Here is a 19,162-nt window from a genome sequence, read left to right as displayed (position 1 = left end):
TCGTTCAGAAGAGCCCGGTGTCGGTGAAGCGCAGGACGAGCTGAGGTGCGCCGGACAGGGCGATGCCGAGGACGCCGGTCAGGGCGATCGCGGCGGTGACGGGGCCAGGGACGCGGTGCTTCTCGGGCTCGCCCTCGGGGGCGCGGAAGAGCAGGGCCGTCCACTGGAGGTAGTAGAACAAGGCGATGACGACGTTGACGGCCATGATCACGGCCAGCCAGCCGAGACCGGCGTCGACGGCCGCCGAGAAGACGGTGACCTTGGCGAAGAGGCCGATGATGCCCGGCGGCAGCCCGGCGAGGCAGAGCAGGAAGAACGCCAGGAGCAGCGCGGACAGGGGGCTGGAGGCGTACAGGCCGCGGTAGTCGGCGAGGCGGTTGAGGGACTTCGTCCGGCCGACCAGGGCGGCCACGGCGAAGGCGCCCAGATTCACGGCGCCGTACATCAGGGCGTAGGCGACGGTGGAGCCGATCGACTTCTCTGCGTCCCCGGAGTACGCGGCGGCGGCGATCGGTACCAGGAGGTAGCCGGCCTGGCCGACGGAGGACCAGGCGAGCAGGCGCACCGCGCTGTACGCGCGCGTGGCGTGCTGGCGGAGGGCTCCGACGTTGCCCACGGTCATGGTCAGCGCGGCGAGGGCTGCCAGGGCGGGACCCCAGACGTCGGCGTAGGAGGGGAGGGCTACGACCGTGATCAGGATCAGGCCGCTGAAGCCGACCGCCTTGCCGATGACCGACAGGTATGCCGCGATCGGCAGGGGCGCTCCCACATAGGTGTCGGGCACCCAGAAGTGGAAGGGCACGGCGGCCGTCTTGAAGGCGAAGCCGACGAGGGTGAGCACGACGCCGGTCTGGGCGAGCGTGTGGAACTGCCCGTCGACGCTCTGGATACGGTCGGCGACCTGGGTGAGGTAGAGGGTGCCCGTGGTGGCGTACACGAAGCTGATGCCCATGAGGCTGACCGCGGTCGCGGTGACCGAGGACAGGAAGAACTTCAGGGCCGCTTCGGAGGACTTCCGGTCGCCGTATCGCAGGCCGACCAGCGCGAAGGCAGGCAGGGAGGCGACCTCCAGGGCGACGATCAGGGTCGCGAGGTCGCGGGAGGCGGGCAGGAGGGCGGCGCCGGCCGCGGAGGACAGCAGCAGGAACCAGTACTCGCCCTCGGGCAGCTCCTTGCGGGCGTCCCTCAGGGCGGTGACCGACAGGAGGGCGGAGAGCAGGGCGCCGCCGAGGACCAGGAACTGGATGACCAGCGTGAAGCGGTCGGCCGTGTAGCTGCACACGGCGGCGTCGCCGGTCAGGCAGAAGGTGCTGCGGTCGCCGTCGAGCAGGGGCAGCAGCATCGCCGTCGCCGCGGCAAGGCCTGCCACCGACGTCCAGCCGAGCAGGGCCTTGCGGTGCTCGGCGAGGAAAAGGTCGGCGACCAGGACCACGAGTCCGACGACCGCCGCGATGGTGGGCGGTGCGATCGCGAGCCAGTCGACGGACTGGACCAGCGAGGCGGCCAGGGGCTGGGCCGGGGAGCTCATCGGGTGCCTCCTGCGAGGAGCTGCTGGACGGCCGGGTCGCTCAGGCCGAGGAGAGCCTTGGGCCACAGGCCCGCGACGACGGTGAGGACGACGAGCGGTGTCCACGCCGCGAACTCGTACGAGCGGACGTCGGTGAGCCGGGGTGCGTCGTGGGGCAGGGCGCCCATGCAGACGCGGCGGACCACGATCAGCAGGTATGCGGCCGTCAGCAGCGTGCCGAACGCGCCGATCGCCATGAAGGTGAGGAAGGCCGCGCGGTTGAGGCCCGCGGCGGGCTGGAACGCGCCGAACAGGGCCAGCATCTCGCCCCAGAAGCCGGCCAGGCCGGGCAGGCCGAGCGAGGCGACGGCGGCGAAGGCGAGCAGGCCGCCGAGGCGCGGTGCCTTGCCGTAGAGGGCGGCTCCGGTCTCCTCGGCGAGGGTGTCGAGGTCGGTGGTGCCGGTGCGGTCCTTCAAGGCGCCGACCAGGAAGAACAGCAGGCCGGTGATGAGGCCGTGGGCGATGTTGGCGAAGAGAGCGCCGTTCACGCCGGTGGGGGTCATCGTCGAGATGCCGAGCAGGACGAAGCCCATATGGCCGACGGAGGAGTAGGCGATGAGGCGCTTGAGGTCGCCCTTCGCGCCCTGTTTGGCGAGGGCCAGGCAGGCCAGGGATCCGTAGATGATGCCCACGACGGCGAGGGCGGCGAGGTAGGGCGCGAAGGTGCGGAAGCCGTCCGGTGCGATGGGGAGCAGGATCCGGACGAACCCGTACGTACCCATCTTCAGCAGGACGCCGGCCAGAAGGACCGAGCCGACGGTCGGCGCGGCAGTGTGGGCGTCGGGCAGCCAGCTGTGCAGCGGCCACATCGGCGTCTTCACCGCGAGCCCGATCCCGATCGCCAGAACGGCGATGACCTGCACGGATGTGGTCAGCGACCGGCCGTTGTCAGTGGCGAGTGCCATCATGTCGAACGTGCCCGCCTTGATCCCGATCAGGAGCAGGCCGAGCAGCATGATCACGGAGCCGAGCAGCGTGTAGAGGATGAACCGCATGGCGGCCTGGCTCCGGCCCTCGCCGCCCCAGCGGGCGATGAGGAAGTACATCGGGATGAGAACCATCTCGAAGGCCAGGAAGAACAGCAGCAGGTCGAGGACGGCGAAGGTCGCGAGAGTGCCGGACTCGAGGACGAGCAGCAGGGCGACGAAGGCCTTGGGAGTCGGCCCCGCAGGCATCTTGAAGTACGAGTAGAGCGCGCAGAGGAAGGTCAGCAGCGCAGTCAGGACGAGAAGGGGGAGGGAGATGCCGTCGATGCCGAGGTGGATGCGCACGTCGAGTGCCGGGATCCAGCTGATGTCGGTGCTGGCCTGCATCTTCGACGGCTGGTCGTGGTCGAAGCCGAGCGCGAGGACGATCGCCGCGATGAGGACCGCGCCGGTCACGGTGACCCCGTGCCGGAGCACGGCCTGCTCGGGTGACTTCCCCTTCAGCCCGGGCGGGGCGGGCAGGAGAGCCGCGGCGGCGCCGAGGAGCGGGCCGACGACGATGAATGCCAGAAGGAACTGCATCACGGACTCGCTGATATCGATCACGCCTGCTCACGCTCCCGTGGCGACGAGGACGACGGCGACCGCGAGGACGACGGTGCCGGCGAGCAGCGCGCTCACATAGGTCTGGACGTTGCCGGTCTGGGCGCGCCGTACGGCCGTGCCGAGCCAGCGGGGCAGCGCACCGGCACCGCGCACGTAGGTCTCGACGACCTCCCTGTCGAGGAACCGGACGAGGCTCGCTCCGGCCCGGACCGGGCGGACGAAGACGGTCGTGTACACGGCGTCCAGGTGGAAGCCCGCGGCCGCGTGCCGGTGCAGCGGGCCGAGCAGCAGCCGTCCGGGGTCGGCAGGGTCCGGCGCGTAGGCGATGTCGCCGTAGGCGGGCTCGTGGCTGGCGATGGCCTCGGCCTCGACCTGGGCCGCGTCGCCCTCGGGGTGGGCCGCGACCGCGCCGAGCGGGACGCGGGCGGTGAGCGCGGTGGTGTGCCGCCAGGCGGCGTAGGTGACGATGCCGCCGACCAGGGCCACGCCCGTGCCGAGCACGGAGGTGGTCAGGGTCGGGCTGAGGTCCCGGCCGTCGAACCAGTCCGGCAGCAGGCGGAACGCGAATGCGCCGAAGGCCAGGGACGGCGCGGCCAGCACCCACAGCACGACGGTCATCGTCAGCGGCTGCCTGCCGTGGTCGGGGGCTTCGGTGCCCCGGCCCCGGAAGGCCAGCAGCCACAGGCGCGTGGCGTATGCGGCGGTGAGCACGGCCGTGACCAGGCCCGCGACGAGGACGATCCAGCCGGCCGCGGCGGGGGCGTGCTCGGTGTGGCCGGTGACGACGTGCTCGGCGACGCCGAGCACGGCCTCCTTGGAGAAGAAGCCGCTGAAGGGCGGGATCGCGGCGAGCGCGAGCAGTGCCACGGTCATCGTCCAGTAGGCGTCGGGGACGCGGTCGCGCAGGTTCCGCATGCGGGACATGGCGGCGAGCGAGTTGGTGCCGGCGGCGTGGATGATCACGCCGGCGGCGAGGAACAGCAGCGCCTTGAAGGCGCCGTGGGACAGGAGGTGGAACACGGCGGCCCCGCGGTCGCCGACGGCGAGGGCGCCGGTCATGTAGCCGAGCTGGCCGATCGTCGAGTAGGCGAGGACGCGCTTGATGTCGTCCTGGGCGAGCGCGGCGAGCGCCGAGCCGGCCATCGTGACGGCGGCCATGACGGCGAGGACGACCATCGCGGCCTGGGAGGCCTCGAAGACCGGGAGGAGACGGGCGATGAAGTAGACACCGGCGGCGACCATCGTCGCGGCGTGGATCAGCGCGGAGACGGGGGTCGGGCCCGCCATCGCGTCGGGGAGCCAGGTGTGCAGCGGGAACTGCGCCGACTTGCCCGCCACGCCCGCGAGGAGGAGCAGGGCGATCAGCGTCGGATGGTCGAGGGAGCCGCTCGCGACGGTGCCGAGGATCCGGGTGATGCGGAACGATCCGGCGTCGGTGGCCAGGGCGAACAGACCGATGAGGAAGGGGACGTCGCCGAGCTTGGTGACCAGGAATGCCTTGAGGGAGGCGGCGCGGGCCTCCGAGGTCTCCCAGTAGTGACCGACGAGGAAGTAGGAGCAGATGCCCATGACTTCCCAGCCGACCAGAAGCACGATCAGGTCGCCGGAGTAGACGACGAGGAGCATCGCGGAGGTGAACAGCGAGACGAGGGCGGCGTAGGAGGGGTAGCGCGGGTCGTCGCGCAAGTAGCCCGTCGAGTAGATCTGCACGCAGGAGGCGACCAGGCCGACCAGGACGGCGACGAGGGCGGCGAAGCCGTCGATGTGCAGGGCCAGCTCGATCGGGACCGAGCCGGTGGGGGTGAGTTCCGTGGCCGAGTCGACGGCCGCGCCGCCGCCCTGGCGCATGGCGACGAGCGCGGCGAGTACGAGGGAGGTGAGCGTCGGCAGGACGGCGAGCGGGCGGACGAAGCCGGGTGCCGTGCGGCCCAGGAGCAGCCCGGCGACGGAGCCGAGGAACGGGAGGAGGGGGACGAGGACGGCGAGGGTGGTCGTGGTCACGCGGTGGCCTCAGCCTTCTGGGCCTCGTCGGACGGCTCGGCCGTGCGGGCGTCGTGGTCGGTGCCGTCGGGGTCGTGCCGTTCGGAGGTGTCGCGGAGCCTGTCGATGTCGGCGGTGCCGCGGTTGCGGTGCACGGCGAGGACGATCGCCAGGCCGATGCCGATCTCGGCGGCGGCGATGGCGATGGTGAACAGGGTCAGCGCCTGTCCGGAGTGCAGGGTTTCCTCAGCGGTCCTGCTGAGCCAGACGTCGAAGGCGACCAGGTTGAGGTTGACGGCGTTGAGCATCAGCTCGACCGACATCAGGACCAGGATCGCGTTGCGGCGGGCGAGGACGCCGTACAGGCCCGTGCAGAAGAGGAGCGCGGAGAGCACGGCGGGATAGGCGAGGTGCATCAGCGGCCACCTTCCTGCTCAGAACTCCCCGGACTTTCTGTGACCGACCGGGAACTCTTGGTGACAGCCGGGGCGTTCATTGAGGGAGAGCTCGACTCCGCCTTCGCCTTGCGGGACAGGACGATCGCGCCGACCAGGGCGGCGAGGAGGAGGACGGAGAGGGCCTCGAAGGGGAGGACCCAGTTCTGGAAGAGGCTCGCGCCGGTGGCCTCGGTGGAGCCGGCGGCGGGGCCGTCCAGGTCGATCCAGGTGGTGCGGAACGCGTCCACGACCACCCAGACCAGGGCGGCTGCGGCGGCGACGGCCACGGTGAGGGCGGCCCAGCGGTTGCCCGAGTCGGCGTCCGGGGAGCGGCCGATGGGAGCCCTGGTGAGCATCAGTCCGAACAGGAGGAGGACGACGACGGAACCGACGTAGATGAGGACCTGCACCCACGCGATGAACTCGGCGGTGAGCAGGAGGTACTCGACGGCGAGGCCGCCGAGGGTGACCACCAGCCACAGGGCGGCGTGCACCAGTTGCCGGGTGGTGACGGTGACGAGCGCGGCGCCGAAGGTGACCAGGCCGACGAGGAGGAAGGCGATCTCGACGCCCGTCGGGGAGAGGAAGCTGTGGGTTCCTGCGGCGGCCGAGGTGGTCGGGCCGGTCGCGAGGTGGGCGGCGGTTGCGGCGAGGGTCATTCCCGTCCCTCCTGCCCCGGGGTCGGCTGGTCCGGCCTCGGCTCATCAGGGCTCGACCCGCCCCGCCTCGGCTGATCCGGCCCGGACTCGTCCGGCTTCGGCCCGTCCCGCCTCGGCTCGACCGGCTGCGGCTTCGGCTCGTCCGGCTTGGGCTCGTCCGGCTTCGGCTGGTCGGTCTGCTGCTTGGAGTCGCCCTGGGGGCGGGTGGGCTGTTCGGCGGCGCGGGCCTGCTCGTCGGCGTGCGGTTCGGTGACCGGCGGGGCCTGCTGGGCGGCCAGCTTGTCGGCGGTCTTGCGGGCAGTGGCCAGTTCCTTCGGTTCCTCCGCGCCGGGGTCGAGGGCGGGCGGGGCCGGGACGGTCCACATCCACTCGCGGAGCTTGTCCCGCTCGTGCGTGAGCTCCCGGATGTCGGTCTCGGCGTACTCGAACTCGGGGGACCAGAACAGCGCGTCGAAAGGACAGACCTCGATGCAGATACCGCAGTACATGCACAGGGAGAAGTCGATGGCGAAGCGGTCGAGGACGTTGCGGCTCCGCTCGCGGCCGCCCGGGGTCGCCGCCGGGACGGTCTCCTTGTGGGAGTCGATGTAGATGCACCAGTCGGGACACTCACGGGCGCACAGCATGCAGACCGTGCAGTTCTCCTCGAACAGGCCGATCACACCGCGGGTGCGGGGCGGGAGATCGGGCTGGGCGTCCGGGTACTGCGCGGTGACGGACTTCTTCGTCATCGTGCGCAGGGTGACGGCCAGGCCTTTGGCGAGCCCAGAGCCGGGGATGGGGGCCATGGTTACTGGATCACCACCTTGACGACGCCGGTGAGGGCGATCTGGGCGAGGGAGAGGGGGACGAGGAGGGTCCAGGAGAGCTTCTGGAGCTGGTCCTCACGCAGACGGGGGTAGGTGACGCGCAGCCAGATCACGAGGAAGGCGAGGACCGCGGTCTTCAGCAGGGTCCAGACCCAGCCGAGGCCGTCGGCGCCCCAGGGGCCGTGCCAGCCGCCCAGGAAGAGGACGGTGGTCAGCCCGCACAGGACGACGATTCCGGCGTACTCGGCGAGGAGGAAGAGAGCGAAACGGAGGCCGGTGTACTCGGTGTAGGCACCGAAGATGATCTCCGAGTCGGCGACCGGCATGTCGAAGGGCGGGCGCTGGAGTTCGGCGAGGCCGGCCACGAAGAAGACGATCGCGCCGACGATCTGCCAGGGCAGCCACCACCACTCGAAGGCGTCGAGGATGCCGGGGAGGGAGACGGTCCCGGCCGCCATCGCCACGGAGGCCGCCGTCAGGAGCATCGGGAGTTCGTAGGCGAGGAGCTGGGCGGCGGTGCGCAGGCCCCCGAGCAGGGAGAACTTGTTCGCGGACGCCCAGCCGGCCATGAGCGAGCCGAGGACGCCGACGCCCATGACGGCCAGGACGAAGAAGACGCCCGCGTCGATGACCTGGCCGACGGCTCCCTCGCCGGGGCCGATGGGGATGGCGAGCAGGACGAGGAGGTAGGGCAGGAGGGCGACGGCGGGGGCCAGTTGGAAGATGCGGCGGTCGGCGCCCGCCGGGACGACGTCCTCCTTCTGCGCGAACTTCACGCCGTCGGCGATCAGCTGGGCCCAGCCGTGGAAGCCGCCGGCGTACATGGGACCGAGGCGGCCCTGCATGTGGGCCATCACCTTGTGCTCGGTCTGGCCGATGACCAGGGGGAAGGTGAGGAAGACGACGAAGACGATCAGGAGTCGCAGGGCGACGTCGAGCACGTCGTTCACTGCTGGCCTCCTGCGGGGTCCTCGGGGGTGTCCAGACTGTCGGAGGCCGCCGGCCTGTCGGGGGTGTCCGACGCCGACTCGGGGCTGTCGGAGGTGTCCGGGCTATCGGGAGCGCCCGAGGCCGTCTCCGGGTCGCCCGCCGACTCCCGGTTGTCCGAGGACTCCCGGTTGTCCGAGGACTTGGAGGTCTCTGACCCGCTCGACGGTTCTTCGCCCGGCAACTGCGCTGCTTCCGGGGACGGTTCGGGAGCCGGTTCGTCGAAGGCCGGACGGGCGTGGTGCCAGGGGGCGTCCGAGCTGTGGGGGGTGGTTGAAGCCCTGCCCGGCCGGCTGTCACCGCGGTCGGACCGGGTCCGCTGGCTCGCGCTGCCCTGCGATGCGCTGCGCGACCGGCGCGGTCCTGCCGACGGAGTCGATGCCTCGGCCGCCGAGGGCTCGGAGACCGGCGCCTCCTGCTCGGGGCCCGACGCCGCAGACTCGGAGCCCGGCGTCGAAGGTGCCTGGTCGCTGGGCTGCTGACTCGCCGGGCCCTCCGAAGCCGCACCTTGCGACACCGAACCCTGTGACACCGCACCCTGCGAAGCCGAACCCTGCGGCACCGCGCCCTCCGAAGCCGCACCTTGCGACACCGAACCCTGTGACGCCGAACCCTGTGACGCCGAGCGGTTGCGCCGCGGTCCCGTCGGGGACGCAGCGGTCGGCTCGCCGGGCGGGGACTGGCTCGCCGACCCCTCCGCCGCGGAACGCGAACGCCGAGCCGCAGCCGGCGCCTCCGCACCACCAGCGGACTGACTCGCGGAGCCCTCCGCCGCCGTACGCGAACGCCGAGCCGCGGCCCGAGCCTCCGCACCAGCGCCTGGAGCCTCCCCTCCGACAGCCGAGGCCCCCGAACCGGCAGTCGACGTCTCCGTACCAGCGGCCGCAGCAGCCGACGTCCCCGAACCACCAGCCGAGGCAGCCGACCCACCAGCCGAGGCACCCGCCCCCGCACCGGACTGGCTCGCGGAGCCTGCCGATGCCGAGCGGGTTCGTCGTGCCGGGCGTTCTCCCGTGGGGCGTGCCGCGCCGCGGGCCGGGCGGGCGGGGGCCGGGGGGAGCTGGCCCTTGAGGGGGCCCCATTCGTTGGGGTCGGGGACGCCGGGCGGGAGCATCTGCCGGCGCTTGGGGCCGCCGTGTTCCGACTCGCCCGGTTCCTTCGCACCGGGCCAGGCCTTGGCGACGCGGGCGGCCAGGACGAAGTCCTTGCGCAGGGGGTGCCCTTCGAAGTTCTCCGGCAGGAGCAGGTGGTCCAGCGCCGGGTGGCCTTCGAAGGTGATGCCGAACATTTCGTACGTCTCGCGTTCGTGCCAGGCGGCACCCGCGTAGACACCGACGGCGGAGGGCAGGGCGGGGGCCTCGTGCGGGACCGTCGTACGGAGGAGGAGACGTCGCAGCGGGGACAGGGCGGCGACGTGGGCCGAGACGCGGAAGCCCGTGCCCGGTTCGTCGACCGCGCTCAGCCAGTCGAAGTAGGTGCAGCCGAGCCGGTCGCGGGCGGTCTCCAGGGCGGTGATCCAGGCGGCCGGGGGTACGTCGACGGTCAGGACCTCGTAGGACTCCTCGGCCGTGGCGTCGGGACCGAAGAGCTCCTCGGCGTCGGAGGGCAGCCAGCCGACGGCGGTCATCGTCCCTCCCCCGGCGTCGGGTCCGAGCCCGGGAGGGGGCCCGGGCCGGGGCCCGCAGCGGGGGCAGGCGGCTGCACCAGTCCGCTCTGCAGTGCCGCCGCCGACGGCCGGCCGGCGCCGGTGCCGTACCGCTCCCCCAGCGACTCGCGGGCGATCTTCTCCTGGAGCTTGAGGATGCCCTGGAGCAGTGCCTCGGGGCGAGGCGGGCATCCGGGCACGTAGACGTCCACCGGAATGATCTGGTCGACGCCCTTGGTGACGGAGTACGAGTCCCAGTAGGGGCCGCCGCAGTTGCTGCACGCGCCGAAGGAGATGACGTACTTCGGCTCGGGCATCTGCTCGTAGAGGCGCTTCACGGCCGGGGCCATCTTGTCCGTGACGGTGCCGGAGACCACCATCAGGTCGGCCTGGCGGGGGCCCGGGGCGAACGGGATGACGCCGAGGCGGATGAAGTCGTGGCGGGCCATCGACGCGGCGATGAACTCGATCGCGCAGCAGGCGAGGCCGAAGTTGAAGACCCAGAGCGAGTAGCGGCGGCCCCAGTTGAGGACGACCTTCATCGGCTCGGGTGCGAGGCGGGCCAGGGCGCCCAGCCGCTTGGGCTCGGGCAGCAGGACGGGCTCGGGCGCCGAGGGGTTCACGTCCATGTCAGGACGCCCTTCTTGTATGCGTAGAGCAGGCCGACGGCCAGGAAGCCGAGGAAGATGAACATCTCGACCAGGGTCGTCGCGCCGTAGCCGGGGGCGGCGAAGACGGTCGCCCAGGGGAACAGGAAGATCGAGTCGACGGCGAAGATCACGTAGAGGAAGGCGTACACGTAGTAGCGGACCTGGGTGTGGGCCCAGCCCTCGCCGACGGGGTCGACGCCGCACTCGTACGTCAGGAGCTTCTCGGGGGTGGGGACCACGGGCCGCAGCAGGCGGCCGGCCCCGAACGCGACGGCGACGAACAGCACGCCGACGACGGCGAGCAGTCCGACGACCGAATAGGACTGGAAGTAGTCCGCCGCGACGACGGTCGTGGTGACGACGGTCGGTTCCGGCACGTCCGTCCCTCGCTCCCTCAGAATTCGGACCTGGATCATGCGACGTTGCTGCGGCTCACTCGCTGCCGCCGTTCGACGATCTGTACGCACGGGAGTCTAGGCCCTGATAAGGGCAGGGTAAGCAGCCCGTCACGGTCCGGCATGCGGGGGTGGGGTTTTCCTCAGTCGATCCTGGCGGTCCACCTCATGGCGCCGTCGCCCGCCGCCGGGCACGCTAACGCATATGACCCAACGCATCCCGTCCCCGGGCACGACGGCGGCCCGGGGGGCCGCCGGGCCGGACGACCGTCCGCCGCCCGCCCGGCTCGCCTATGACCGGCACACCTGGAAAGAGATCGCGCACCTGCTGGCCAACCTGCCGGTCGCGCTGCTCGGTTTCACCTATGTCGTGACGATGATGTCCATCGGTTTCGGGCTGACCGTCACGGTGGTCGGGTTCCCGCTGCTCGCGGCCGGACTCGTGGGTGCGCGGCAGTTGGGCAGGATGGAGCGGGCACGGGCCAGGGCGCTGCTCGGGGTGCGGATCGAGGAGCCGAGCCGGCTGCGGCTGCGCGGCGGGGGCGGCTTCTTCCAGCGGTTGTGGATGCAGCTGAAGGACCCGGTGGGCTGGCGCACGGTGCTGTACGAGTTCATCCGGCTGCCGTGGGGCGTGCTCACCTTCACCGTCACGCTGGCCTCGCTGTTCGTGCTGTGGCCGGTGCTGCCGTTCATCGCGCGGGGGCTGGCCAACGCCGACCGGGCCATGGTGCGGGCGCTGCTGTCGCCCTCCGACGAGCTGGAGCGGCGGATCGCCGAGCTGGAGTCGGACCGGGGGGTCGTGGTGGACACCGCCGCGGCCGACCTGCGGCGCATCGAGCGGGATCTGCACGACGGGGCGCAGGCGCGGCTGGTGAATCTGGCCATGGGTCTTGGTCTGGCCAAGGAGAAGGTGCTGGAGGATCCGGACGCGGCGGCAGCGATGGTCGAGGAGGCGCACGGCGAGGTGAAGCTGGCGCTCCAGGAGTTGCGGGATCTGGCGCGCGGCATCCATCCGGCGGTCCTGACCGACCGCGGTCTGGACGCGGCCCTGTCCTCGGTCGCCTCGCGCTGCACGGTCCCGGTGAAGGTGACGGTCGATCTGCCGGAGCGGCCGGCCGCGGCCATCGAGGGCATCGCCTACTTCACCGTCTCGGAGCTGCTGCAGAACGTCAGCAAGCACAGCGGGGCGAGGTCGGCCTCGGTGGACGTGTGGCGGACGAAGACCCGGCTGCTCATCCAGGTGTGGGACGACGGAGGCGGGGGCGCGAGCCTCGACGGCGGTACGGGGATGAAGGGCCTGGCGGAGCGGCTGGACGCCGTGGACGGGCTGTTCGTCCTGGAGTCGCCCGTGGGCGGCCCGACGACGGTCACGGCGGAACTGCCGTGGCGTGACCGGTCCGGGGCCGCGGGATAGAGGCCACGGGGGCAGGGGCCCGGGATGGGACAGGTCCCCGGGATAGAGGCGACCAGGCAGGTACCCCGGGACGGGACAGGTCCCCGGGATAGAGGCCACGAGACAGGGGCCCCGGGACGGGACAGGGGCCCCGGGACAGAGGCCGCGAGGCAGGACCCCCGGGGACAGGGGCCCGGGGTAGGGAAAACCCCCCGTCCAAGACGCCGACGGACTCCATGGTCCGCCGACCTGCGGCGCAGCAGGGTGGAGGTAGGAGAGCACAGCCGCGGGACGAGGAGAAGGACGGCGCCGATGGCCACGGAGTACGGACAGGGGTACGGGCTCGACAGCGGGCCCGGGTTTCCGGGGAGCACCGAACGGCGGCACCGGATGCCCGCCGCCCTGCGGGCGCCGGTCGAGCTGCGCAGCTGGCTGGAGCTCACCCACGTGCTGCTCAGTCTGCCGATCAGCATCCTGCTGTTCACGTACGCGGTCACGATGGTGTCGCTGGGGGCGGGACTGCTGGTCACGTTCCTCGGCATACCGGTGCTGGCGGCGGGGCTCGCCGGGTGCCGCGGTTTCGGGGCGCTGGAGCGGATGCGGGCGCGGGGGCTGCTGGGCCTGGAGGTGGCTGAGCCGGAGCCGCTGCGGAGGAACAAGCCGGGCGCGATGGCGTGGATGGGGGCCGTCCTCAGGAGCGGCGCCTCGTGGCGGGCCCTGCTGTACGCGGTGCTGCACCTGCCCTGGGCGGTGTTCTCGTTCGTCGTCGCGGTGAACGTGTGGGTGCTGGGCTGGGCGCTGCTGACGTACCCGCTGTGGTTCTGGGTGTTCCCGGTGTACGCCGGGCAGGAGGGGATCCAGCTGTACGGCGACGAGACGCACCGGATCTATCTCGACAACCCCTTCGAGATCACGGTGACCGCGCTGGTGGGTCTGCTGTTCACGATCGCGTCGCCGTGGATCGTGCGGGCGCTGACGATGGTGGACCGGCTGCTGGTGCACGGGCTGCTCGGGCCGTCGCGGCTGGCGTCGCGGGTGGTGGAGCTGGAGTCGGACCGGGGGGTCGTGGTGGACACGGCCGCGGCCGACCTGCGGCGCATCGAGCGGGATCTGCACGACGGGGCGCAGGCCCGGCTGGTGGCGCTGGCGATGGACCTGGGGCTGGCGAAGGAGAAGCTCCAGGAGGACCCGCGGGCGGCCGCGCGGATGGTGGACGAGGCGCACGGCGAGGTGAAGACGGCACTGCAGGAGCTGCGCGACCTGGCCCGGGGGATCCATCCGGCGGTGCTGACGGACCGGGGGCTGGACGCGGCGCTGTCGGCGGTGGCGTCGCGCTGCACGGTGCCGGTGCGGGTCGAGGTGGACCTGGCGGAGCGGCCGGCGCCGGCCATCGAGGGGATCGCGTACTTCACGGTGTCGGAGCTGCTGCAGAACGTCAGCAAGCACGCACGGGCGACCTGGGCGGGCGTCGAGGTGTGGCGGACGGAGAACCGGCTGATGCTGCAGGTCGTGGACAACGGCGTGGGCGGGGCCGACGTCTCCGAGGGGTCGGGGCTCGCGGGGCTGGCGGACCGGCTCGACGCGGTGGACGGGATCCTGGTGGTGGACTCGCCGGCGGGCGGGCCGACCCGGGTGACCGCGGAGTTGCCGTGGCGGGGGGCTCACGTGCGGTGACCGTCGCGAGGGCTCATGGCCCCACGAGCCGTGACAGGGCCAGGGTCAGGGGCCGTCGCCTCTGGCCCCCATCTCTCCCGCACCACCCGATCGGCCAGTCAAGAAGCCGCTCCCGGCCCCATTCACCCCCCGACCCTGAAATGCTGGACCCGTCGCACGGGTGGGCGCGAGCCGTTTCGGGCTGCGGACGGGCGGCATCGGGGCTGTGGGGGGCCGGAGATCGTGGAGGACAGGGTGCGGGTGGTCATCGCCGAGGATTCAGTGCTGCTCAGGGAGGGCCTGACCCGGCTGCTGACGGACCGCGGGCACGACGTCGTCGCCGGGGTGGGTGACGGTGAGGCGCTGATCAAGACCATCACGGAGCTGGACGCGCAGGGCGAGCTGCCGGACGTGGTCGTGGCGGACGTGCGGATGCCGCCGACGCACACCGACGAGGGGGTGCGGGCGGCGGTGCAGCTGCGCAAGGCGCACCCGGGGCTCGGGGTGCTGGTGCTGTCGCAGTACGTGGAGGAGCGCTACGCCACGGAGCTGCTCGCGGGCTCCAGCCGGGGTGTCGGCTATCTGCTGAAGGACCGGGTGGCCGAGGTGCGGGAGTTCGTTGACGCGGTGGTGCGGGTGGCGGAGGGCGGTACGGCGCTCGACCCGGAGGTGGTCGCGCAGCTGCTGGGCCGCAGCCGTAAGCAGGACGTGCTGGCGGGGCTCACCCCGCGGGAGCGTGAGGTGCTGGGGCTGATGGCCGAGGGGCGGACGAACTCGGCGATCGCGCGGCAGCTGGTGGTCAGCGACGGGGCGGTCGAGAAGCACGTCAGCAACATCTTCCTGAAGCTGGGGCTGTCCCCGAGCGATGGGGACCACCGCAGGGTGCTGGCCGTGCTCACGTACCTCAAGTCATGACGTTTCACCCGCCGACGTGGGAGACCCGGACATAACCGGACGCATGATCATCCCAAAGTCGTGTCCAAGATGCGAATGACACGAAGAAGGCGACCCCTGCGGTCGTAGGGTTGATCCTGGGAGGGCCTGCGGGAAGGCCTGTCCCGGACAGCGTCCTCGAGGGAGGTCCAGTTCAGTGACCAGCCAGGTCAGTAGCCCAGCGGAGCAGGCCGACGGAGCAGTCGTAGGAGAGCAGCGCAAAGCGGCGGGCGCGAAGGATGTCCGTCGCCTCGACCGGGTGATCATCAGGTTCGCGGGGGACTCGGGTGACGGCATGCAGCTCACCGGTGACCGTTTCACCTCGGAGACCGCGTCGTTCGGCAACGACCTGTCGACGCTGCCGAACTTCCCGGCCGAGATCAGGGCGCCCGCCGGGACCCTGCCGGGTGTGTCGTCCTTCCAGTTGCACTTCGCCGACCACGACATCCTCACGCCCGGTGACGCGCCGAACGTGCTGGTGGCGATGAACCCGGCGGCGCTGAAGGCGAACATCGGAGACCTGCCGCGCGGCGCCGAGGTGATCGTCAACACGGACGAGTTCACCAAGCGGGCGATGCAGAAGGTCGGCTACGAGACGTCCCCGCTGGAGGACGGGTCGCTGGACGGCTACCACCTGCACCCCGTGCCGCTGACCACGCTCACGGTCGAGGCGCTGAAGGAGTTCGACCTCAGCCGCAAGGAGGCCGAGCGCAGCAAGAACATGTTCGCGCTGGGCCTGCTGAGCTGGATGTACCACCGGCCCACGGAGGGCACCGAGAGGTTCCTGAAGTCGAAGTTCGCGAAGAAGCCCGACATCGCGGCGGCCAACATCGCGGCGTTCCGGGCCGGCTGGAACTTCGGCGAGACGACGGAGGACTTCGCCGTCTCCTACGAGGTCGCCCCGGCGGCCACGGCGTTCCCGCCGGGCGTCTACCGCAACATCTCCGGCAACCTCGCCCTGTCGTACGGGCTGGTCGCGGCGAGCCGGCAGGCGGATCTGCCGCTGTACCTGGGGTCGTACCCGATCACTCCGGCCTCGGACATCCTGCACGAGCTGAGCAAACACAAGAACTTCGGCGTGCGGACCTTCCAGGCGGAGGACGAGATCGCAGGCATCGGGGCCGCGCTGGGCGCGGCCTTCGGTGGTTCGCTGGCCGTGACCACGACGAGCGGTCCCGGTGTGGCGCTGAAGTCGGAGACGATCGGTCTCGCGGTCTCGCTGGAGCTGCCGCTGCTGGTCGTGGACATCCAGCGCGGCGGCCCGTCGACGGGTCTGCCGACCAAGACCGAGCAGGCGGACCTGCTCCAGGCGATGTACGGGCGCAACGGCGAGGCTCCGGTACCGGTGGTCGCGCCGCGCACCCCGGCGGACTGTTTCGACGCCGCGCTGGAGGCGGCGCGGATCGCGCTGACGTACCGCACGCCGGTGTTCCTGCTGTCCGACGGCTACCTGGCCAACGGCTCCGAGCCCTGGCGGATCCCGGACGTCGAGGAGCTGCCGGACCTGCGGGTGCAGTTCGCGCAGGGGCCGAACCACACGCTCGACGACGGCTCCGAGGTGTTCTGGCCGTACAAGCGGGACCCGCAGACGCTGGCCCGCCCGTGGGCGATCCCGGGCACGCCGGGTCTGGAGCACCGGATCGGCGGCATCGAGAAGCAGGACGGCACAGGCAACATCTCGTACGACCCGGCCAACCACGACTTCATGGTGCGCACCCGGCAGGCGAAGATCGACGGCATCGACGTCCCGGACGTCGAGGTGGACGATCCCCACGGGGCGAAGACGCTGGTCCTGGGGTGGGGCTCGACGTACGGGCCGATCACGGCCGCGGTGCGGCGGCTGCGCAGAGCCGGGGAGTCCGTCGCGCAGGCGCATCTGCGCCATCTCAACCCCTTCCCGCGGAATCTGGGCTCCGTGCTGGAGCGTTACGACAAGGTGGTGATCCCCGAGATGAACCTCGGGCAGCTCGCCATGCTCATCCGGGCGAAGTACCTGGTCGACGCCCACTCGTACACCCAGGTCAACGGCATGCCGTTCAAGGCGGAGCAGCTCGCCGCGGCTCTGAAGGAGGCCATCGATGGCTGAGACGTCCACGCACGGAACGGGCACCATCGAGGCGCTTTCCCTCGTCCCCAAGGCCGAGGGCAGGCAGTCGATGAAGGACTTCAAGTCCGATCAGGAAGTGCGCTGGTGCCCCGGCTGCGGCGACTACGCCATCCTCGCCGCGGTGCAGGGCTTCATGCCCGAACTGGGGCTGGCGAAGGAGAACATCGTCTTCGTCTCGGGCATCGGCTGCTCCTCCCGCTTCCCGTACTACATGAACACCTACGGGATGCACTCCATCCACGGCCGCGCCCCCGCCATCGCCACGGGGCTCGCCAGTTCCCGCCGGGATCTGTCGGTGTGGGTCGTCACCGGTGACGGCGACGCGCTGTCCATCGGCGGCAACCACCTGATCCACGCGCTGCGCCGCAACGTCAACCTCAAGATCCTGCTGTTCAACAACCGGATCTACGGTCTGACCAAGGGCCAGTATTCGCCGACCTCCGAGGTCGGGAAGATCACGAAGTCGACGCCGATGGGCTCGCTGGACGCGCCGTTCAACCCGGTGTCGCTGGCGCTCGGCGCGGAGGCGTCGTTCGTGGCGCGCACGGTCGACTCCGACCGCAAGCACCTCACCGAGGTGCTGCGCCAGGCCTCCGCCCACCAGGGCACGGCGCTGATCGAGATCTACCAGAACTGCAACATCTTCAACGACGGCGCCTTCGACGCCCTGAAGGACAAGCAGCAGGCCGAGGAGGCCGTGATCCGGCTGGAGCACGGCCGGCCGATCCGGTTCGGCGCCGACCAGGCCAAGGGCGTGGTCCGGGATGCGCTGACCGGTGATCTGAAGGTGGTCGCGGTGACGCCGGACAACGAGGACCAGGTGCTCGTCCACGACGCGCACTCCCCCTCCCCGACCACGGCGTTCGCGCTGTCGCGCCTCGCCGACCCGGACACGCTGCACCACACGCCGATCGGTGTCCTGCGCTCCGTGGAGCGGCCCGTCTACGACACGCAGATGGCCGACCAGCTGGACACCGCGATCGAGCAGCACGGCAAGGGCGACCTGGGCGCGCTGCTGGCGGGCGGCGACACCTGGACGGTCGTCGGCTGACCTGCCGGACACCCAACGAGGCCCGGGACGCTAGGAGGCGGCCCGGGTCTCGTCGTAGGTCCGCCGCGCCTTCTCCACGTCGTCCATGCGGTCGCGCGTCCACTGCGACAGGGCCCGCACCTGCTCGGCGGCCTCGCGGCCCAGGCCGGTGAGGGAGTAGTCGACGCGCGGCGGGATGACGGGCTTGGCGTCGCGGTGGACGAGTCCGTCCCGCTCCAGGGTCTGGAGGGTCTGCGTGAGCATCTTCTCGCTGACGCCCCGGCCGCCGTAGGCGCCGATCGCGCGGCGCAGCTCGCTGAACCGGTACGGGCGGTCCAGGAGCTCGATCAGGACGAGCACGCCCCAGCGGCTCGTCACGTGCTCCAGGACCAGCCTGTACGGGCAGAGGGCTTCGCTATCACTTACCGCCATGCCAGTACCTTACTTCAAAGTGGGTACTTTCCAAGAGTTAGCGCACCTCCTAGGGTTAGTGCCAACGCACCCCACAAGGAGAGTCCTCACCATGAGCATCGTCGTCACCGGAGCCACCGGACACCTCGGCCGCCACGTCGTGGAGCAGCTGCTGGAGAAGGTCCCCGCCGAGCAGATCACCGCCGTGGTGCGCAACGCGGAGAAGGCCGCCGACTTCGCGGACCGCGGTGTGAAGATCGCCCTCGCCGACTACAACAACCCCGCCTCGTACGACAACCTCTTCTCCGCGGGCGACAAGGTGCTGCTGATCTCCGGCAACGAGTTCGACAAGGGCCGCGTGCAGCAGCACAAGGTCGTCATCGACGCCGCCAAGGCCGCCGGTGTCGCCCTGCTCGCCTACACCAGCGCCCCCGGCACCCTGACCGCCGCACTGGCCGACGACCACCGCGGCACCGAGGAGATCCTCCTGGACTCCGGCGTGCCCTACGCGCTGCTGCGCAACGGCTGGTACCACGAGAACTACACCGAGAACCTCGCCCCCGTGCTGGAGCACAACGCGGTCGTCGCCGCCGCCGGCGAGGGCAAGGTCTCCTCCGCCTCGCGCGCCGACTACGCCGCTGCCGCCGTCGCCGTGCTGACCGGTGAGGGGCACGAGAACACGACGTACGAGCTGGGCGGCGACACTCCCTGGAGCTTCGCCGAGTACGCGGCCGAGCTGAGCCGGCAGACCGGCAAGGACATCGCCTACAACGCCGTCTCCCCCGAAGCGCTCGCCGGCATCCTGACCGGCGCGGGCCTGCCCGAGCCGTTCGCGCAGATCCTCGCGGGCGTCGACGCCTCCATCGAGAAGGGCGAACTGGTCGTCTCCACCGGTGACCTCTCCCGCCTGACCGGCCGCCCGACCACCCCGTTCGCCGAGGCCATCGCCGCAGCCCTCAAGGGCTGACCCCCGC

17 protein-coding genes are annotated in these 19,162 nt (G+C 71.2%); 6 read left to right on the top strand and 11 right to left on the bottom strand.

Features of this window, described 5'->3' with window-relative positions; all coding sequences use genetic code 11:
• Nucleotides 1–4 precede the first annotated feature (4 nt).
• The 10 genes from RFN52_RS24065 to RFN52_RS24020 are packed head-to-tail and all read right to left on the bottom strand — an operon-like array spanning nt 5 to nt 10,643.
• Nucleotides 5–1,528, bottom strand: a complete 1,524-nt coding sequence (locus RFN52_RS24065) for an NADH-quinone oxidoreductase subunit N (RefSeq protein ID WP_184848941.1) — start codon at nt 1,526–1,528, stop codon at nt 5–7.
• Nucleotides 1,525–3,099 (bottom strand): complex I subunit 4 family protein, encoded by a 1,575-nt coding sequence (locus tag RFN52_RS24060; RefSeq protein ID WP_184848939.1) that lies wholly within the window; start codon nt 3,097–3,099, stop codon nt 1,525–1,527. Before RFN52_RS24060 ends, RFN52_RS24065 begins: the two co-directional genes overlap by 4 nt.
• Nucleotides 3,100–3,105: 6 nt before the next feature.
• Complete coding sequence (locus RFN52_RS24055; RefSeq protein WP_184848937.1) at nt 3,106–5,100, bottom strand: NADH-quinone oxidoreductase subunit 5 family protein; 1,995 nt, start codon at nt 5,098–5,100, stop codon at nt 3,106–3,108.
• Entirely contained in the window at nt 5,097–5,495 is a 399-nt protein-coding gene (gene nuoK, locus RFN52_RS24050; RefSeq protein WP_184848935.1) for an NADH-quinone oxidoreductase subunit NuoK, read from the bottom strand. Before nuoK ends, RFN52_RS24055 begins: the two co-directional genes overlap by 4 nt.
• Nucleotides 5,495–6,175, bottom strand: a complete 681-nt coding sequence (locus tag RFN52_RS24045) for an NADH-quinone oxidoreductase subunit J family protein (RefSeq protein WP_311241043.1) — start codon at nt 6,173–6,175, stop codon at nt 5,495–5,497. The genes nuoK and RFN52_RS24045 overlap by 1 nt, the downstream gene beginning before the upstream one ends.
• Entirely contained in the window at nt 6,172–6,963 is a 792-nt protein-coding gene (locus tag RFN52_RS24040; RefSeq protein ID WP_184848933.1) for a NuoI/complex I 23 kDa subunit family protein, read from the bottom strand. The genes RFN52_RS24045 and RFN52_RS24040 overlap by 4 nt, the downstream gene beginning before the upstream one ends.
• A 2-nt stretch (nt 6,964–6,965) precedes the next feature.
• Nucleotides 6,966–7,934: a complex I subunit 1/NuoH family protein gene (locus RFN52_RS24035; RefSeq protein ID WP_184848932.1), complete on the bottom strand. Its 969-nt coding sequence runs from the start codon at nt 7,932–7,934 to the stop codon at nt 6,966–6,968.
• The gene (locus tag RFN52_RS24030; protein WP_184848930.1) at nt 7,931–9,598 is read right to left on the bottom strand and encodes an NADH-quinone oxidoreductase subunit C; all 1,668 of its coding nucleotides are present in this window, start codon (nt 9,596–9,598) and stop codon (nt 7,931–7,933) included. Before RFN52_RS24030 ends, RFN52_RS24035 begins: the two co-directional genes overlap by 4 nt.
• Nucleotides 9,595–10,245 (bottom strand): NADH-quinone oxidoreductase subunit B, encoded by a 651-nt coding sequence (locus tag RFN52_RS24025; protein ID WP_184848928.1) that lies wholly within the window; start codon nt 10,243–10,245, stop codon nt 9,595–9,597. Before RFN52_RS24025 ends, RFN52_RS24030 begins: the two co-directional genes overlap by 4 nt.
• Complete coding sequence (locus RFN52_RS24020) at nt 10,236–10,643, bottom strand: NADH-quinone oxidoreductase subunit A (protein ID WP_031116983.1); 408 nt, start codon at nt 10,641–10,643, stop codon at nt 10,236–10,238. Before RFN52_RS24020 ends, RFN52_RS24025 begins: the two co-directional genes overlap by 10 nt.
• A gap of 223 nt (nt 10,644–10,866) precedes the next feature.
• Between RFN52_RS24020 and RFN52_RS24015 the strand changes: the two genes are divergently transcribed.
• The 5 genes from RFN52_RS24015 to RFN52_RS23995 all read left to right on the top strand — a co-directional run bounded on the left by RFN52_RS24015 (nt 10,867) and on the right by RFN52_RS23995 (nt 17,798).
• Nucleotides 10,867–12,075, top strand: a complete 1,209-nt coding sequence (locus RFN52_RS24015; RefSeq protein ID WP_184848924.1) for a sensor histidine kinase — start codon at nt 10,867–10,869, stop codon at nt 12,073–12,075.
• Between the two features lie 291 nt (nt 12,076–12,366).
• Nucleotides 12,367–13,728: a sensor histidine kinase gene (locus RFN52_RS24010; RefSeq protein ID WP_184848922.1), complete on the top strand. Its 1,362-nt coding sequence runs from the start codon at nt 12,367–12,369 to the stop codon at nt 13,726–13,728.
• Nucleotides 13,729–13,962: 234 nt separating this feature from the next.
• Nucleotides 13,963–14,622 carry a response regulator transcription factor gene (locus RFN52_RS24005; RefSeq protein WP_308431987.1) on the top strand — a complete coding sequence of 220 codons (660 nt, stop codon included), beginning with the start codon at nt 13,963–13,965 and terminating at the stop codon, nt 14,620–14,622.
• A 175-nt stretch (nt 14,623–14,797) separates the two neighbouring features.
• On the top strand, nt 14,798–16,726 hold the full coding sequence (locus tag RFN52_RS24000; protein ID WP_184848918.1) for a 2-oxoacid:acceptor oxidoreductase subunit alpha: 1,929 nt from the start codon (nt 14,798–14,800) through the stop codon (nt 16,724–16,726).
• The gene (locus RFN52_RS23995; protein WP_184848916.1) at nt 16,719–17,798 is read left to right on the top strand and encodes a 2-oxoacid:ferredoxin oxidoreductase subunit beta; all 1,080 of its coding nucleotides are present in this window, start codon (nt 16,719–16,721) and stop codon (nt 17,796–17,798) included. The genes RFN52_RS24000 and RFN52_RS23995 overlap by 8 nt, the downstream gene beginning before the upstream one ends.
• 30 nt (nt 17,799–17,828) lie before the next feature.
• On the opposite strand, the gene RFN52_RS23990 is transcribed toward RFN52_RS23995, so the two are convergent.
• On the bottom strand, nt 17,829–18,209 hold the full coding sequence (locus RFN52_RS23990; protein ID WP_184848914.1) for a winged helix-turn-helix transcriptional regulator: 381 nt from the start codon (nt 18,207–18,209) through the stop codon (nt 17,829–17,831).
• A gap of 91 nt (nt 18,210–18,300) precedes the next feature.
• Here RFN52_RS23990 and RFN52_RS23985 point away from each other — a divergent pair, with 91 nt between their 5' ends.
• On the top strand, nt 18,301–19,155 hold the full coding sequence (locus tag RFN52_RS23985; protein ID WP_184848912.1) for an SDR family oxidoreductase: 855 nt from the start codon (nt 18,301–18,303) through the stop codon (nt 19,153–19,155).
• The last annotated feature ends 7 nt before the right edge of the window (nt 19,156–19,162 follow it).

It is taken from the genome of Streptomyces collinus (genome assembly GCF_031348265.1).
Lineage (GTDB): Bacteria > Actinomycetota > Actinomycetes > Streptomycetales > Streptomycetaceae > Streptomyces > Streptomyces collinus.
Note: the sequence above shows the minus strand (reverse complement) of the source record. Positions and strands in the feature narration are given on the sequence as shown.

Bases quoted from the DNA above. Each gene is read 5' to 3' on its own strand.
- RFN52_RS23985 (WP_184848912.1), top strand. From the start codon at position 18,301: ATGAGCATCGTCGTCACCGGAGCCACCGGACACCTCGGCCGCCACGTC.
- RFN52_RS24065 (WP_184848941.1), bottom strand. From the start codon at position 1,528: ATGAGCTCCCCGGCCCAGCCCCTGGCCGCCTCGCTGGTCCAGTCCGTC.
- RFN52_RS24040 (WP_184848933.1), bottom strand. From the start codon at position 6,963: ATGGCCCCCATCCCCGGCTCTGGGCTCGCCAAAGGCCTGGCCGTCACC.
- RFN52_RS24015 (WP_184848924.1), top strand. From the start codon at position 10,867: ATGACCCAACGCATCCCGTCCCCGGGCACGACGGCGGCCCGGGGGGCC.
- RFN52_RS24030 (WP_184848930.1), bottom strand. From the start codon at position 9,598: ATGACCGCCGTCGGCTGGCTGCCCTCCGACGCCGAGGAGCTCTTCGGT.
- RFN52_RS24045 (WP_311241043.1), bottom strand. From the start codon at position 6,175: ATGACCCTCGCCGCAACCGCCGCCCACCTCGCGACCGGCCCGACCACC.
- nuoK (WP_184848935.1), bottom strand. From the start codon at position 5,495: ATGCACCTCGCCTATCCCGCCGTGCTCTCCGCGCTCCTCTTCTGCACG.
- RFN52_RS24025 (WP_184848928.1), bottom strand. From the start codon at position 10,245: ATGGACGTGAACCCCTCGGCGCCCGAGCCCGTCCTGCTGCCCGAGCCC.
- RFN52_RS23990 (WP_184848914.1), bottom strand. From the start codon at position 18,209: ATGGCGGTAAGTGATAGCGAAGCCCTCTGCCCGTACAGGCTGGTCCTG.
- RFN52_RS23995 (WP_184848916.1), top strand. From the start codon at position 16,719: ATGGCTGAGACGTCCACGCACGGAACGGGCACCATCGAGGCGCTTTCC.
- RFN52_RS24010 (WP_184848922.1), top strand. From the start codon at position 12,367: ATGGCCACGGAGTACGGACAGGGGTACGGGCTCGACAGCGGGCCCGGG.